Origin of the sequence: Prosthecobacter sp. (genome assembly GCF_044226605.1) — a bacterium.
Taxonomy (GTDB): Bacteria; Verrucomicrobiota; Verrucomicrobiia; order Verrucomicrobiales; family Verrucomicrobiaceae; genus Prosthecobacter.
Genome location: NZ_JBGAGS010000012.1, coordinates 245,969 through 262,319, shown reverse-complemented (window position 1 = coordinate 262,319; position 16,351 = coordinate 245,969). Strand labels below are relative to the sequence as shown.

Sequence of the window (16,351 nt, the reverse complement as noted above, 5' to 3'; positions counted from 1 at the left end):
GGCGAGGATCAGTTGTTGCCAATCATGAGGAGCATGGTGTCGCCTTTGCGCCAGACGCGGAGCATGACGTTGCCGTTGCTGTTTTTGGCGAGGGTGCGGGCCTCGGAGGCTTTGTTGACGGCCATGCGGTTGACGTGGGAGATGACGTCGCCTTCCTCCACGCCACGGGTGGCGGCCTGGCTGTCGGCGTCCACTTTGGTGACGATGACGCCGGTAACGGCGGCAGGGATGTCGTAGCGCTCGCGCAGGGCCGGGGTGAGGGTCTGGATGGTGACGCCGCTCACGAGTTCACCGACGGTGTCTTTGTTGGAGGGGCCGGCACCGGCGCCGGGGCGCTGGGGCAGGCCGCGGCCGGTACCGTTGGCGAGTTCGGAAAGGGCCTCCTCCGGAAGCACCTGCAGGGTGGCAGTGAGCGTGAGGCGCCTGCCTTCGCGCATGACGTCGATGGGGATCTGAGTGCCGGGCTTGCAACTGCTGACGATGAGGCGGAGGCGGCTGCTGCTGTCCACTTTCTTGCCATTGATGGCGACGATGACGTCCTCCACCTGAATGCCCGCTTTCTCGGCCGGTGACTCGGCACCCACTCTTTTGACGAGCGCACCGGCCTGATCTTCGATCTGGAGCAGCCGGGCGGTTTCGGGATCAAGGTCGAGGATTTCCACTCCGAGGAAACCACGCTGCACCGCACCGTCATCGAGAAGGTCCTCCACGATGTTGAGGGCCATGTTGATGGGGATGGCAAAGCCGATGCCGGCGTACATGCCCGTGCGGGACAGAATGGCAGTGCTGATGCCGATGACACGGCCCATGCCGTCGACCATCGGGCCGCCGGAGTTGCCGGGATTGATGGAGGCGTCGGTCTGGATGAAGTCTTCGTAGCCTTCCACCTTGCCGCCGCGGCCATTGCTTCTGCCACCGCCGACGATGCCCTCATTGCTGCGGCCCAGGGCACTCACGATGCCCTGGCTCACGGAGCGGCTCAGCTCCATCGGCGCGCCTGCGGCGAGGACGATGTCTCCCACCCGGAGCTTGGAGCTGTCTCCCAGCGTGGCGGGCTTGAGGCCGGTGGCTTCGATCTTGATGAGGGCGACATCGGTGAGGGGATCCGCGCCGACGATTTCCGCCTTGTAGGTTTTGGTGGTGCCGTTGTGGTCCACGGCGACTTCGATCTTCTTGGCGTCCGCCACCACGTGGTTGTTGGTGATGATGTAGCCGTCCGGGGTGATGATCACGCCGGAGCCCACTCCGCGCTGCTGGTGGGCGTCGTCTTCAGGCTGCTGCTGGGGGCGCTGCTGCGGGCCTCCGCGGCGGCGGGGATTGAACTGCGGCTCATCGTCTTCATTCATGCCAAAGCCGTCCGGGCCGCCAAAGAAACGGTAGAAAAAGGGCCGGAGCTGCGGGGGGATCTGCTCCACGCCCGGAGCCTTGATAGGAGCCGAAGAATAGATGGTGACCACGCTGGGAAGGATTTTGTCCACCACGTTCGCGTAGCTCATCAGCACCTGGCCGCTGTTGGGCAGGGGGCTGGGATCCTTGAGGATCTTGGAGGCAAAGCCGGCCACGGGTTGCGAAGTCTTGTCCACAGGCGGGGCCGAAGGCAGGCTCGGTGCCGCGGCCTGGGCAGGTGCCGGCGCGGGCGGGAGCGGCTGCTGCTGCGCACGAAGGCTCGGCAGCCCGGCGGCGAACATGCCGGCGCAGGTAAACGCGAAACGAAGACGGGTGGGTGCGTTCATGAGAGTGTGAGGTTGGTGTTTTTTCAGCGGTGCGATGGGGAGCGCATGACTTACAGACGTGGTAACCGGAGGAATGTTGAACAAATTCGCGCGAAAGAAAGAGGCTCTTTTGCGGCGCCACCCCGGATGTCTGCGGGGATTTCGCCGGCAGTGAGGACTGTTTTTTCGCTCTGCCTGACAGCCGTGGCTGTGCCATCCGTTCCCAGTTACGGCGGGGCCGTTATGGACAGCCGCACAAACATCGTGGTGGCTCCGTTCAGGGGAATCACGACCTTCATCTGCTGCGTCTGGTAGTTGGTGCTCAGCACGCTTTCCACCCCGCCGGCGCTGCTCCAGACGCCGGGCAGCGAGGTGCTCCATTCCACGTTGTACTGGGTGCCGTAAGCGTAGGCGGAAAGACTGCGAAAGTAGGTGAACTCAAAGTTGGTGCCGTTGATGGCCGAAGTGGTGGGCAGCGTGCTGGCACTCGTGGGGTTGAGGGAGAGGGCGTATTCCATCAGGTTGGGTATGCCGTCGCCATCGAAGTCCGCGGCATCGGCTGCCAGGCCGCTGTTGCTGGAGGTGTTGAGTTTCATCTCCCGCCAGGATTGCAGGTCGGAAGGTGTGGTGAAGGTCATGTCGCTGCCGTAGACGGTGCCGGTGCTGCTGGTGGCCTTGACGCGGAAATGGTAGGTGGCATTCGCCTGGGTGTACGGCAGCGTGCAGCTCACAGTGGTGGCCCCTGCGCCCAGAGCGGTCCTCGGCGTGCTCGCGGCGATGGAGCCGTAGTTGACGCCAGTGCCGTATTCAAAAGACACCGATGCCGCGCCGCCATTCGCATCCACCGTGCCGCTCAAAGTGACGCTGCCGGCAAAGACGGGGGAGGCCACCAGTGTGACCACCGTCGGAGTAGCGGGCAGGGGAGATGCCACCAAGCCCAGGCTGTGGGAGGCGCCCGGACTCGTGGCGTGCTGAACGTAGCTTTCTCCCACGGCAAGCGCGCTCCTGTCCACCGCCACGGGAAAACTGCTGGTGTAGGAGGTGCCGATTGCCTGGTTGTTCCCGAGTTCGCCTGCGTCGTTTTTTCCCCAGGCCGCCAGCAGTCCGTCAGAGCAGCGTGCCACGCTGAAATGAGTGCCGCCCGCCGCCGAGACAACGGTTTTGCCGGAGAGCACGTCGCTGGTATTCACCGCTTGAGGAAACCTGATCACAGAGAAGCCGTAGAATCCGAGCTCGCCGCTCGAGTTGTCCCCCCAGCTCGCCACAGTGCCGTCTGCACAGACGGCCATGCTGTGGTAGGCTCCGGCGGCCACGGCGACGACGGTTTTTCCCTCCAGGACGGTGCCTGCCGTCGAGACGGCCACCGGCACCTTGCTGCTCGTGGTGGTGCCATTGCCGAGCTGACCCGAGCCATTGTAGCCCCAGGAGATGATCGTCCCGTCCGAGCAGAGCGCGAGATTGTGGTGGGCGCCCGCCGCGACTGAAACCACCGATTTGCCTGCAAGCGGCGTGCCCGTTGTAGTCACTGCCACGGGCACGCTGCTGTTGGCGGTTCCATTGTTGCCGAGCTGGCCGTCGCCGTTGATGCCCCACGTGGCCAGGGTGCCGTCAGCGCAGAGCGCCAAATTGTGATAAAAGCCCGTGGTTATCGCGACGACGGATTTGCCGTCAAGCGGGGTGCCTGCGGTCGTGACGCTGACGGGCAGCTTGCTGGTGGTCGTCGAATTGTTGCCGAGCTGGCCGTTGAGGTTGGCGCCCCAGGTGCACAGGGTGCCGTCTGAGCAGAGCACCAGACTGTGGACGGCCGCCGCACTGACAGCGGCCACCGTTTTGCCACCGAGCGGCGTGCCTGCGGTGGTGACGCTCACCGCGCGCTGGCTGTCGCTTGTCGAATTGTTGCCGAGCTGGCCAAACGCATTTTGACCCCAGCTTGCCATGCTGCCATCGGAACACAGGGCTAGGCTGTGTGCACCGCCCGCCGAGACCGCCAGGAGGGTGCGGCTGGCCAGAGGCGTGCCAGCCACGATCACCGGCGAGGGTGAAGGGTTGTAGCTGATGAGGAAGTTCCCGAGTCCAAGCTGTCCCGATGAATTGGAGCCCCATGCCACCGGGCGGTTGAGAGCCCAGACGAGCACGAGGTCATTGCCGGTGCCGCCGAAATAGGTGGCCACGAAGGGGTAGCTCAATCCATTGTAGCTCAGGTTCACCACCTGACCCTGCACGAGGTTGTCAAACTCGCCGCTGATGAAGGACCTGCCCGTGTTGCTGACCACCGTGAGGCTGGCACCGGGAGCCGGGGCAAAGTTGAGCGTGAAATTTACCGTGCTGCCTGTGGCCGTGTAGCCGCTGGCGCTCACGGGCACATCGGCGGCGGTGTTCCAGGTGGCACTGACGTTCGCGGCTTCTGCAGTCAATGCCAGGGCAAGCAGGACACAGGTCGAGCAGAGGAAACGGCGGGTGGTGGAAATCATGCTCGCCGCTTATAGCAGCCACCCTTGCTTTGAGGCAAGGTGTTTCCTGAGTGCAATCTCGCGGATGGCATTAGGAAATGTACATGCGGAAGGACGGGCGGGCATTCGGCACCGTCCGTCCTCCATGACAGGTCGCTGGAGCGCCTACTTGCGCGCCTCCGCCAGCGCCTTGTCCATGACTTCCTTGATCGTGACTTCAGCACCGCCGCGGCGTTTGCTTTCGTCGGCGGCTTCCATGAAGGCGTAGATTTCGAGGGTCTCCTCCGAGGTCACGGGGGCGACGCCGGTGCGGAAGAAATGCACGATGGCGTAGAGCAGGGGATCGTAGCCGTCGTAGGTGCCGATGTCGGCCTCGCCTTTGTCGCCGATGGCTTTGCCGCCGTAGCCTTTGCCTTCGGTGAAGGTGCCGGTGCGGCCGCCTTCCCAGGTGCCGGTGACGGTGATGCGGCTGACGGTTTCCTTGGTCTCCTTTTTGGTGGCCTTGTCCACATTCGTCACTTCCTCCATGACGGTGCCGCGCTTCACGCTTTTGCAGCCGGTGCCCATGACCGTGAAGAGGGACTCCACGCCGTGGATGCCATACCAGAAGAGGTCCGGGTGGTGAGGCTCCAGGCTGGCGGGGCTCTTGGTGCTGGCCTGCTTCACCGTGCCGATGCTGCCGCCGCGCACGGCCTGTGTGCCTTTGCCAAAGCGCAGCGAGGAGGATGAGAACACGGGAATGCTGGCCTTCTTGGAGGCATCGAGAATCTTGATGGCATCCACGAGGGTGCCCGCGATGGGTTTGTCGATGAAGACCGGTTTGTGCGCCTCGATGCACGGAAGCACCTGCTCCAGGTGCACGCGGCCGTCGTTGGATTCCAGGAAGACCACGTCCACTTTGTCGAGCAGTTCATGGATGCTGGGGACGATCTCCACGCCCAGGTCTTTGACCTTCTGCGTGTACTCAGGCACGCGCTCCGTGCTGGAGGGGATGTCCTTGGACCCCTGCGCATACGCGGCCACGAGGCGCACGCCCATGACCTCCGGCTTCTGCGGCGTGGTGTTCAGCGTCTTGGTGAAGGCCAGCACGTGGGAGGTGTCCAGACCGATGATGCCGGCGCGGATGTTCTGGGCACTGGCATGGAGGGAGAGCAGCGCGGAGGCGCCGACGGCGAAGAGCAGGGTGCGGATCATGGCCGAGGACTACGCAGCACACGCAGCGGCCTTTCGCGGTGGTTTTGAGGGGCAAAACGGCCTGCGTAGGGGAAACCGCCGCTGCGCAGCACAAAAGGACTGAAACAGGTACGAAAAGGAGAGGGTTGATAAAGAAAAAGCCTATAGTTGTATCAGGAGGGGGCATCAGGCCCCTGATTTGCTTGCCTCCATGCACTCAGGCTTTATAGGAGGTCGCGACTCGTGGAAGGTGGCCGACACGTTCATACTTTATTGTTAATGAACGGGTTAATGTGGACCGTTTTGGGCTGTTTTATGAGTCTCCTCTCAGTGGTTAAGCGCAAGTCAATTTCCTAGGTCTGGCCTCGGCTTAGCACCCGTTACACGCAGTTTTTTTTCTGAATTCCCATCTCCCCTGAACTCCCCCCCATGAAATGCCCCCTCTTTGGTAAGTTTGCCCTGTTCTTCGGTTGCTTCACGGCCATGACATCCATGCCCCTGCAGGTTTTGGGCGTGCCTCTTGTCGTCAATTACACAGACGGGCAAAACAGCACCGTCGGACTGGACACGGTCGGCGGCATGGCCACGCTGACTGTGGACGCTGGCACAGCAACTCAGAGCGGAGTGATCAGCGGCACCGGCGGGATCAACAAAACGGGCGCTGGCACGCTTATTATATCCGGGCTGAACACCTACGAGAGCGACACCCTCGTGAAAGCCGGGGTGCTGGAGATCAGCAGCACGGGCGGCATCGGCAACGGCGCTGCGAACCTGCAGCTCGGCTTTGTGGCGGGAGATGCTGGCACGGTGCGCATCTCCGGTGGTCTGGTGCAGATGAACGAGACACAGATGGGCTTCTATGCTTCCACGACCGGCACATTGACGATGACCGCCGGGTCCATGATTCAGAAGACGCTCGTGTTCGGCAATGCGGGCACGGGAGTGCTGAACCTGAGCGGCGGCAGCGTGATCACCGACTATTTCGATGCCGCGGGTGCCATGTTCTCCAGCGCCACTTTGAATGTGAGCGGCGGCAGCCTGACGGTGAACCGGAACGTTTTCTTGGTCGGCGATTCTGGCACAGCGGTGATGAACCTCACGAACGGCGCTGTGGTGAATGCGGGCAGCGCAGGGACAAACACGCTTTATCTGGGGGCAAATTATGGATCTGCGGGCACGCTGAACATCGGCACCGGGGGCATGTCTGGCACGCTGAATGCAGCCTACGTGGAGGCTGCCAACGGCACTGGGGTGGTGAATTTTAACCACACGGATGACATCGTGTTCAATCCGCAGTTCGCGGGCGACATCATCGTCAATCAGATCGGCAGTGGCACCACCACGCTGACGCAGGGCGGCCAGGGGGCCTTCAATGTGCTGGGAGGCAAGCTGGAGCTGGCGTTTGGCGGTGTTACGTCAAACATGCTGGCATGGGGAGGCGTGCTGACGCTGGGCAGCGCCACGCTGGAGCTGAGCGGCACTGGCACGCAGTTCCTGCAGGGGCTGAATGTGGTGGCGCGCACGGGCGGCAACATCGTGCTGGGGGCGAATGAGACGCTCCAGTTCGTCGAGGTCACTCTGGGCGCTCATTCGGCGCTGCACTTTGACACCTCCGCTGGTGGTGCGGATGGGCAGACGGCGGGCAGCGGAAACGTTGTGGCATCGCTGGTCAGCAGCCCTTCGATGACGCTCACGGATTCCACGGGCTTTGGTCTGGCGGTGACGGATTTTAACACCGGAAACGTGGTGCGGGACACCACCACGGCTCTGCTGCCAGCCAGCGGCGCAGATGAGTTCACGGACTACCTCATCGACAACAACAACGGCGGGAGTGCGGCGGCTGGCGGTGCCACGCTGCTGATCACGAGCGATGAATCGACCCAGAGCATCACGGTGGACACCACGGCCAGGGAGGGCGTGCTTACCATCGGCAGCGGCGTGCGCCTGAGCACGGATGTATTGAACTTCGGAGGCGTGGGCACTCACGGCTACACGATCGCCGGAGCAGATGGCGGCGCCAGCATCAGCGCCACAACGGGGGGCGGGACCCTGCAGATCAACAACTGGAATCAGGCACCGGTGACGCTCGGGGTGGCGATCCGTGACACTGACTTCAGCAGCCTGCAGGTGAATGGCACCGGCACCCTGATCCTCACGGGAGACAGCAACTACAGAGGAAAGACCTATTTGACCCACGGAACGGTGGTGATTGACGGCGGCGGCTACATCCACAACAACTCCTCAGCCTACGTGGGCTATCAGGCGGGGGACCATGCGGTGCTGAATGTGAAAAACGGCAGCTTCTGGGCTGGCGCTGACGGTGCCATCGGCACGGAGGCGGGCTCCACAGGGACGGTCATGGTGGGACCCAATGGCTACATGAGCCAAAGCCACGATCTGATGGTGGGCCTGCGCGGCACGGGTGTGGTGGACGTGAATGGCGGCTCGCTGGTGAGCGATGGCGGCGTGCTGGGCTCTGAGGCAGGCTCCTCCGGCACGGTGAATATCCGCAATGGCGCCCACTGGAACATGAGCACCCACCTTGCTGTGGGTGTCGCCGGCACGGGCGTGCTGAATGTGACGGAGGGCAGCGGCGTGCTGATCGGCGAAGGGCTGGGGACCATCAGCGTGGGCGCAGGCAGCACCATCAACATGGGCCTGGGCGGGGCCGGAGGCTTTCTGGGTGCTTACAGCGTGACGGGGGACGGCGGCAGCACTCTGAATTTTGATTCCAACACGGATTCGATGCCCCAGTTTGTTTTCTCCAAGGTGCAGGGCGACATCTCAGTCAACAAGATGGGCAGCGGGCAGGTGGTCTTTCTGGCGCAGAACACCTACACGGGAGCCACCACCGTAAACGGCGGCGTGCTGGAGCTGCAAATCGACAGTCATCCGGCCATTTCCAGCAGCTCGCCTGTCGTGCTCGGCGGCGGCACCCTTTTGCTGTCGGGCGGCAATGGCTCGCAGTCCATCGGCAGCCTGACCACCACGGCCAGCACCGGCAGCGCCATCGTGGTCGAAAGCGATGAGTCGATCTTTGTGGACGTGCTGAAAGTGGGCGCACAGTCCGCGCTGAATTTCAACACGGCCGCCGGCGGTGCCGATGGTGCGGATGCAGGCACCTCCAGCATCTTCATTGACGGCCTCACGACGGGCCAGCCGATCAGCAACGGCTACACGGTGACGGACAGCACCGGCTTTGGCCTGGCGACGGTGGATTCTGACGGCCAGGTGATCCGCCTGACCGGCACGTCACTTCTTCCCGTGACCGGCGCGCTGCCGGGCGTGGACTACCTCGTCAATGACGCCAATGGCACCTACACAAGCCCCGGCAGCCTGAACATGATCATCTCCGCGAACGAGTCCGCCCGCAGCATCACGGTGGACACCACGGCTGCCACCGGTGCCCTGACCCTGGATGGTGCCAATCTGGGCGCGGACGTGTGGAATTTCGGCAGCAGTGCCCCCACCGGAAACAACTACCAGATCACCAGCTTTGCGCAGACCAACGGCCTGACCACCACCACCGCAGGCGGAGTGATGATGCTCAACAACTACCTCGGCAACGGCACAGTCTTTGTCTTTGCACCGATTTTGGACAACGGTGGCAGCGGGCTGCTGGCCACGGGCACGGGGCTGACCTACATCGGAGGCCGGAACACCTACACGGGTGCCACCACGGTGAACAGCGGCGTGCTCTACATCAATGGAAACGAGAGCGCGGCCACCGGCACCACCACGGTGCAGACGGGCGGCATTCTGGGCGGCACCGGTACGCTGGGCGGGGGCCTCGTGCTGCAGCAGGGCGGCACGCTGACACCCGGCTCCTACCTCATGACCGGCTACGAGGGCGGTACACTCAATGGCACCACGGCCACCTTTGAGAGCGGCAGCGTCTTCAGCCTGCATGGCAGCGGCGAGGCGCTGCCAACGCTGCACCTCACCGGCGCGGTGAGCATCGCCGAGGGGGCTTATCTGAACCTGATGCTGGACAATGATCTGACGGAAAGCAGCTACACGCTGATCACGGCGGCGAGCGGGCTGGACGGCACGAGCACCTTCACGCTCATGTATCCGGACATCATTCCTTCCAACTACTCGCTGGTCTATACCGGCACCTCGCTGCAGCTCAATCTGACCGCCGTGCCCGTGGCCTACTGGACCGGTGCGGTGAGCAACAAGTGGTCTGACATCAGCAATGGCTCCAGCAACTGGGCCACCACGGTGGACGGCACCACGGACACCCACGCGCTGCCCACCGCGCCGACGGATGTGTACTTCGCCGCCACGAATGCGAGCACGACGGACACGATTCTGGACACCGACTTCACCATCAAGAGCCTCACCATCAACAGCGACACCACCATCTCCCGCAGCGACGATCCGCACACCCTCACGGTGAATAACGCGACGACGGTGAACGCGCTGCTGGCCGTGAACTTTGGCGTGACGCTCAGTGGCGGCGCGGACCTGACGGTGAACAACACCGGCACGCTGGCTGGAGACGGCACGGTGCAGCTGGCGGAGGACAAGTCGATGTACATCTACGGCACCATCGCCCCGGGCCGCATGAATTCGCCCAATGAGAGCGGGCCACTCACGCTCACCACCTCCGGCACCGGCTCCATCGTCATGGGCGCGGGCAGCGTGATCGTCTTTGACATCAACTACGGCGCGGGAGATGGCGACAACACCGGCGCGGGCCAGGCCCTTTCCTCCACCCACCTGAGCCTGCATGGCAAGCTGGACGTGACTGCAGGCGGCACGCTGGTGATTCACAATCCGAACAACCTGACCGCCTTTGCCGGTGGCGACCAGTGGCAGCTTGTGAACCTGAACGCCGGCAACAATGACGGCAGCATCGTCGGGACGCTGGCAGTGGACGACAGCGCACTCGGCCTGGCCGCAGGCATGGCGGGCACCTTTGACCAGAGCACGGGCATCTACTCCATCGCCGATTTTCGCGGACAGCTTTCGGCGGTGAATTCGGGCCTGCCCATGGCGGGTGCGGAGATTCTGGGCATCATCGCCGCAGCGCAGACGGCCACGACGGACGTGAACAATCACCTCTTCAACCTGCGCAGCGGCGGCGGTGACGAAGATGAAGGAGATGGCAGCATCTCCGCCTCGTTGGATTATGGCGTGGTGGAAGGGCAGGGGGATGGACCTGAAAGCCCCATGGTGCGTCGTCTCAAAGCCGACGAGCGCTGGGAGATCTTCTCCACCGTGGCCTATGGCAATGTGCGGCTGAACCCCATCAACAGCCAGGCCGGTGTGCAGATCGACTCCTGGGCCAGCAGCGTGGGAGTGGAGCGCCGAGTGTGCCGCGGACTGACGCTGGGCTTTGCCGCCACCTTCCTGCAGAGCCACCAGACCTACACCAGCGGACTCGGCAGCCTGGACCTGGAAGGGCCCACGCTCTCCGCGTATCTGGCGTATGCACGCAAAGGCGTCTGGGCCAGCCTGATGTACAGCTTTGGAGACTACAACCTGGGCTCCGAGCGCAATCCGGGCTTTGGCCTGCCCATGGCCTCCGGCTCCTCCACCGCGTATGTGAACTCCCTGCAGTACAACACCGGCTACAACTTCTACTTCCAGGACCGCACGCTGGTGACGGGGCCGTTCATCGGCATCGACTACCTGCACGGCAGTCTGGATGCGTACAGCGAGACCGGCGGCGGTGTGGGTGCGCTGGCCTATGCACGCCAGACCTTTGAGTCTCTGGTGGCACGCGCGGGCTGGTCCGTCTCCAAGAAGCTGCACACGGACTGGGCGGACATCACCCCGCAGCTGCGCGTGAGCTACGAGCGGCAGAACATTCACAACAACGGCAGCAGCGTGCAGGTGCTCAATGCGCCCTTCACCGCCGTCGGCGGCACGCAGATGCCCGGCCGCGACTACATGGTCATCGGCGGCGGCGTGAACTTCCAGATCACGCCCGCGCTCAGCCTTCTGCTGAACTACCAGACGCAGATCTTCCGCGAAGGGATGACGTCGCACTTTGGAAGCATCCGCCTGGGGTATAAGTTCTGATGGGGCGTGGAATCGACAGGACTCCGTTGCGGCGCAACTGAGCAACTTTGAGCAGGCGGCCTCGCGAGGGGCCGCCTGCTTCGTTTGGGGAGGCGGCCCAGTCTGGTGTGTCGCTCCAGCCAAGTAGCCTTGTTGCTGTGCAACAAGGAAGGGCTCCGCCTCGGACAAAGTGTTCAGACTTCGGGCACCGTGGATGGTATGTCAGCGCTCCCCTGTTCCGCAGGAACAGGGCTCACTTCGTTCCCACGCAGTACACGGCTTGGTTGCTGCGCAGAATCAGTCGGTCGCCGGTGACGGCGGGGGTGCCGTGGAAGTAGGTTTGATCCTGGGTGAATTCGTTCGTCGCGAGGAGTTCATACTTGGGCTTGGCGGCGAGGATGAAGGCGCCGTTGCGGCGGGAGACGCAGATGAGTTTATCTCCGACGAGAACGGGAGATGCGTAGAAGGGTTTGCCGCCGCCGCGGGAGCCCATGGTCACGCGCTCGCGATACACGTCCTTGCCGGTCTTGGCATCGATGCAGAGGGCGAAGCCCTGGTCATTGATGACGTAGAGGTGGCCGTCTTTGTAAACGGGCGTGGGGACGTAGCTGCTGGAGCTGCTGTTCCAGAGAATGGCGCTGGTGCCGAGGTCGCCCTTGGCCGGGCCGCCGATCTGCACGCCGACGCTGCGGGTGGCGGGGAAGCCGCCGAAGACGAAGACCTGATCGCCACTGCTGCTGGGCACGAGGCTGGGGGAGACATTGCCGGTGAGGCCGTGGGCGGCGTACCAGCGCAGCTTGCCGGTTTCCGGGTTCATGCCCCAGAGCTCCTGCGGGATGGCGAGCACGAGGTCCTCCTGCCCATTGCGTTTGAGAAGGCTGGGTGTGCCGTAGGCCATGCCGTAGTCGCCCTCGGCCTTCCACAGCACTTTGCCGGTGGCTTTGTCGAGGCCGTAGAGTGTTTGCGATTCATCGGTGGCGTTCACGATTAGCACGTTTCCGCTCAGGATGGGGCTGGCGCCGGAACCCCAGCGCCTCTGGCCGGAGCTGGTGCCGCAGGAGGTCTGCCAGAGCTGCTTGCCCTGGAGGTCGAAGGCCAGCGCGCCGGTCTTGCCAAAGAAGACGTACACGCGCTCGCCGTCCGTGACGGGGGTGTGCGTGGCGTAGCCGTGCTCGGTGATGTAGCCCTGAAATGGATCCTCGGTGGCAGCGCTGGGCACCTTGGCGTCCCAGAGGATCTTGCCGTCGGCGCGGCTGAGACAGACGAGATGGCGCGTGAGGTTGCGCATGTTGTTCGCGCCTTCCGTGGCGCCGTAACCGGTCCAGCAGGTGACGAAGATTTTGTCTCCGAGCACGATGGGGCTGGAGGAGCCCGGGCCGGGCATGTCCGCCTTCCACAGCAGGTTTTGCGTGTCTCCCCATTTCAGCGGTACTTTGGAATCTGCCACGACGGCTGCGCCCGTGGGCCCGAGGAAGCGCGGCCAGTCGGTGGTAGCGGCGCGGAGGGACGCGGTGGTGAGAGCGAGGGCGAGGGAAATCGAGAGAGTGCTGCGGAGCGGGTGCATGTGGGGGTGCATAACCCCGATGGCGGGGGAATGTTACGGTGGGGGAGTAGCATGCCGCAGGTGGGCACTTCTAAAATCAACAATCGTTGTTCATCGATCGTCAATCGAGCATGGCCAGGGTGTTCGGGAGCCGGAGGGATTGACGATTGTCGAGCAATCGATTTTTGATTTTAGAGGTCCGGAGACGCCTGGCGGTCACTACGCGGACATGCATCATCACGGTTGTTATTTTTCCAGCCGTCATTAAGCTCTGCACCATGACTGCCACTCTGGAAGCCGATCACAAACTCTCGCTTTCTGAAGATGTTCTTGCCCAAGGACACTTCAAGGATGGCATGGAGTTTCGTGTGATCCTGAAGCCGTCAGGCGCAATGCTCCTGCGCCCCAGTCAGCCACGCCAAAAATCGCTCGTCGAACATCTGCGCGGGCTGCAAGGACTGGAACTTGCCTTGAACCGTGAGTGTCTTGGCCCTCCCCTGGAGCTATGATCTACCTCCTGGACACGAACGTCTTGTCCGAAGGCATGAGCCGCATCCCGACCCCAAAGTGATTGAGTGGCTGGATGCGCATCAGGAAGACTCCGCCATCAGCGCACTGACTCTTGCCGAACTGGCCCGTGGAGCAGAAGCCGTGGCCGATGGGAAACGAAAGAATGAACTTCTACGATTGCTGCGGTTTATGCAGGAAGACTTCGCCGATGCCATCCTGCCATTCGACGATGCCGCCGCCTGGGAGTGGGCACGCTATTGCAAGCGCGCCCATGAGGAAGGTCGTTCTGTGGCTGTCATGGACAGTCTTATCGCTGCCACGGCCCTCGCTTACGGTCTTACCATCATCACGCGAAACGTTGCTGATTTCCCCGGGCTGGCTGTGATTGATCCGTTCACCGCAGTTTGATTTGAGGCCAGGCATCGCTGGAAATTGGGGCAGGTGGTGCCAACGGAGGCTTAATTCGTTTGGCCGAAAGTCAGGGAATTGTTTCGGCGGAGGAATGGGAACGATCGGGCTGGAATGGGGGATCTGAAGCGCGTAGCGCTGGCATAACGGTAGCCGTGGGTGCAACCCACGGAATCGCGTGCTCAATAATGTTCGAATCCCGGGAACCGCGTAGCGGTGACACAAATCTCCGCTCAGCCCATGTTCACTATTACGCGATGTATCGGTCGTCGTATTTGATCCGCGCCTCATCCAGGATGTGCCGCAATTCTCCCAGATAATCCGTGTGCTGATGATGGACCTGCTGATCCTTGATGTAGCGGATCACGGCATCCTTCTCGCGAACCGAAATTGTGAAGGCACCGTGGCCGTCCTACCAGCCGTCGAATCCAGGAAAGATGCCCTCCTGTTTAATCCAGCGGCTGGTGTTCGCTTTCAGCTCGCGCATGTAATCCGCCACCGACAGCGAGGTATGCAGGGACATCAGAATGTGCACGTGGTCATCCATCGCGTTGATGCGGTGAAGGTGGCAGTTCAGTCCCTGATGAACGCCCCAGGCGTAGCGAAAGAATTCCTCCCGCCGGTTTTCCCGCAAAACCGTGGCACGCTCCTTGGTGGAGAACACGATGTGACACAGGATCTGCGTTTAGGTGTTGGCCACGGCGAATGCGATGGGTGGGGCGGAGCTTTGTGTCACCGCTACGCGGTTCCACCGTTCTGGCAACGGTGGGTTGCCTGCCTGCCGTGGGTTTCACCCACGGCTACCGTTGTGCCAGCGCTACGCGCTTCCGATCTGACACCAAGGGGAGTTCCAACTTTCCTCACGCCTCCACCGCCACGGGCTGCGGGGCCTGGAAGGCGGCCATGGAGAAGCGTTTCATGAGGGAGCCGGCGGCGACGTAGCCGAAGCCGAAGAGGAAGAGAAGGAGGAAGGGGATGCTGCCCCACTGGCCGCGCTGGGCGGCGAGGCCGATCATCCAGCCGAAGTAGCCGGTGAGCAGGACTTCGATCCACAGGGCGATGGATTTGCCGGCCTTGTAGCGGGAGCGCTGCTTGGAGGCCTGGGCTTTGCTTTCCATGCCGTATTTCGGCGTGCGGACAAATTCGGAGGACTGGTTGAGCAGGGCTTCCAGCACGGCTTTGCCGTTGTTGATGCTCATGCCGATGCCGAGGGCGAGAAGCATGGGCACATACGGCAGGGTTTTGAGCCAGCCACCGCGCTGCTGCGCGCCCTGCGCGGTCATGTAAAAGATGATGACGCTAAGGGATGCGAAGAAGAACACGGGCACGTCCACAAAGACGGCCTTGTGCCAGGAACTGCCCATGACGAAATTCGCGGGATACATGAGCACCAGCGTGCAGAGGGTGAGCAGGTAGGCGAAATTGGAGGTGAGATGGGAGGTGGCTTCGATCTTGAGGCGAAGCGGGATGTCGCTGCGCCAGACGTTGAGGAGGATCTTTTTGCAGACTTGGATGCTGCCCTTGGTCCAGCGGTGCTGCTGGCTCTTGAAGCCGTCCATGTCGGGGGGAAGTTCGGCGGGGACGACGACGTCCTTGAGGTAGATGAATTTCCAGCCTTTGAGCTGCGCGCGGTAGGAGAGGTCCAGGTCTTCGGTGAGGGTGTCGTGCTGCCAGCCGCCGCCGGTTTCGATGGCGGCTCTACGCCAGATGCCGGCGGTGCCGTTGAAGTTGAGGAATTCGCCGTGGCGGCTGCGGGCGGTCTGCTCCAGCACGAGGTGGCCGTCGAGGAAGAGGGCCTGCAGTTTGGTGAGGAGGGAGAAGTTCTTGTTCAGGTGGCCCCAGCGTGCCTGCACCATGCCGACTTTCTCATCGGTGAAGTGGTGGATGACCTGCTTCAAGTAGTCGGACTGCGGCTGGAAGTCGGCGTCGAAGATGCAGATGAAGTCGCCTTTGGCGGTGGCCATGCCTTCGTCCAAGGCACCGGCCTTGAAGCCGTTGCGGTTGGTGCGGTGGCGGTACTCGATGTCGTAGCCCTGGGCTTTGAGATCGGCGGAAAGTTTGGCGGCGTGGGGGGCGGTCTCGTCGGTGGAGTCGTCAAGCACCTGGATTTGAAGGCGGTCGCGCGGGTAGTCGAGGGCGCTGACGGTGCGCAGGAGGTTTTCGACGACGTGGAGCTCGTTGAAGATGGGGAGCTGCACGGTGACGACGGGCAGTTCCGCGAACTCGCGCTGGGGCACGGGCACGTCTTTGCGGTGCTTCCAAAAATGGTATAACACCTTGATTCTGTGCGCGCCGAAGGCGGACAGGGCGGTGAACACTAGTATATAGCTGGTAAACCAGAAGAAGTTATCCCACACAATCATATCGGGAAAGGGAGGCAAGGCACGGGGGCGCAACCAATCTCCACCTGTCACCAACAATCAAGCAGCATTTCGGGTGCCAGCCATGGCGAGTTTTTTGGCTGGCGTGTGGGTCAGGGCGCTACTTTGGGGCTAAAGAAGTGGTGGATTGCCGGATGGGGATGCGGGGATGGCCGTATCCCC

The 16,351-nt window shown here is 62.6% G+C and carries 9 protein-coding genes; 3 read left to right on the top strand and 6 right to left on the bottom strand.

Annotated features, from left to right (window positions below; translation table 11 throughout):
* Window positions 1-8: 8 nt before the first annotated feature.
* From ACILSO_RS18260 to ACILSO_RS18250, 3 genes are all read right to left on the bottom strand, one after another.
* Window positions 9-1,733 (bottom strand): Do family serine endopeptidase, encoded by a 1,725-nt coding sequence (locus tag ACILSO_RS18260; RefSeq protein WP_395738879.1) that lies wholly within the window; start codon window positions 1,731-1,733, stop codon window positions 9-11.
* Between the two features lie 206 nt (window positions 1,734-1,939).
* Window positions 1,940-4,183 (bottom strand): RCC1 domain-containing protein, encoded by a 2,244-nt coding sequence (locus ACILSO_RS18255; RefSeq protein ID WP_395738878.1) that lies wholly within the window; start codon window positions 4,181-4,183, stop codon window positions 1,940-1,942.
* 144 nt (window positions 4,184-4,327) lie between these two features.
* Window positions 4,328-5,356, bottom strand: coding sequence for a Gfo/Idh/MocA family protein (locus ACILSO_RS18250; RefSeq protein ID WP_395738877.1), 1,029 nt, complete (start codon window positions 5,354-5,356; stop codon window positions 4,328-4,330).
* A gap of 408 nt (window positions 5,357-5,764) precedes the next feature.
* Between ACILSO_RS18250 and ACILSO_RS18245 the strand changes: the two genes are divergently transcribed.
* On the top strand, window positions 5,765-11,368 hold the full coding sequence (locus tag ACILSO_RS18245; RefSeq protein ID WP_395738876.1) for an autotransporter-associated beta strand repeat-containing protein: 5,604 nt from the start codon (window positions 5,765-5,767) through the stop codon (window positions 11,366-11,368).
* 232 nt (window positions 11,369-11,600) lie between these two features.
* Here the strand turns inward: ACILSO_RS18245 and ACILSO_RS18240 are convergent, their stop codons facing one another.
* A complete protein-coding gene (locus tag ACILSO_RS18240) occupies window positions 11,601-12,911 on the bottom strand; it encodes a PQQ-binding-like beta-propeller repeat protein (protein WP_395738875.1) in 1,311 nt (436 codons plus the stop codon).
* 257 nt (window positions 12,912-13,168) lie between these two features.
* Here ACILSO_RS18240 and ACILSO_RS18235 point away from each other — a divergent pair, with 257 nt between their 5' ends.
* Both ACILSO_RS18235 and ACILSO_RS18230 read left to right on the top strand, forming a co-directional pair.
* A complete protein-coding gene (locus ACILSO_RS18235) occupies window positions 13,169-13,399 on the top strand; it encodes a hypothetical protein (RefSeq protein ID WP_395738874.1) in 231 nt (76 codons plus the stop codon).
* Window positions 13,368-13,808, top strand: coding sequence for a PIN domain-containing protein (locus ACILSO_RS18230; protein WP_395738873.1), 441 nt, complete (start codon window positions 13,368-13,370; stop codon window positions 13,806-13,808). Before ACILSO_RS18235 ends, ACILSO_RS18230 begins: the two co-directional genes overlap by 32 nt.
* A 412-nt stretch (window positions 13,809-14,220) precedes the next feature.
* Here ACILSO_RS18230 and tnpA read toward each other — a convergent pair whose 3' ends face one another.
* Complete coding sequence (tnpA, locus tag ACILSO_RS18225; RefSeq protein ID WP_395738911.1) at window positions 14,221-14,484, bottom strand: IS200/IS605 family transposase; 264 nt, start codon at window positions 14,482-14,484, stop codon at window positions 14,221-14,223.
* A 184-nt stretch (window positions 14,485-14,668) separates the two neighbouring features.
* Window positions 14,669-16,189 carry a cellulose synthase family protein gene (locus ACILSO_RS18220; RefSeq protein WP_395738872.1) on the bottom strand — a complete coding sequence of 507 codons (1,521 nt, stop codon included), beginning with the start codon at window positions 16,187-16,189 and terminating at the stop codon, window positions 14,669-14,671.
* Window positions 16,190-16,351 lie beyond the last annotated feature (162 nt).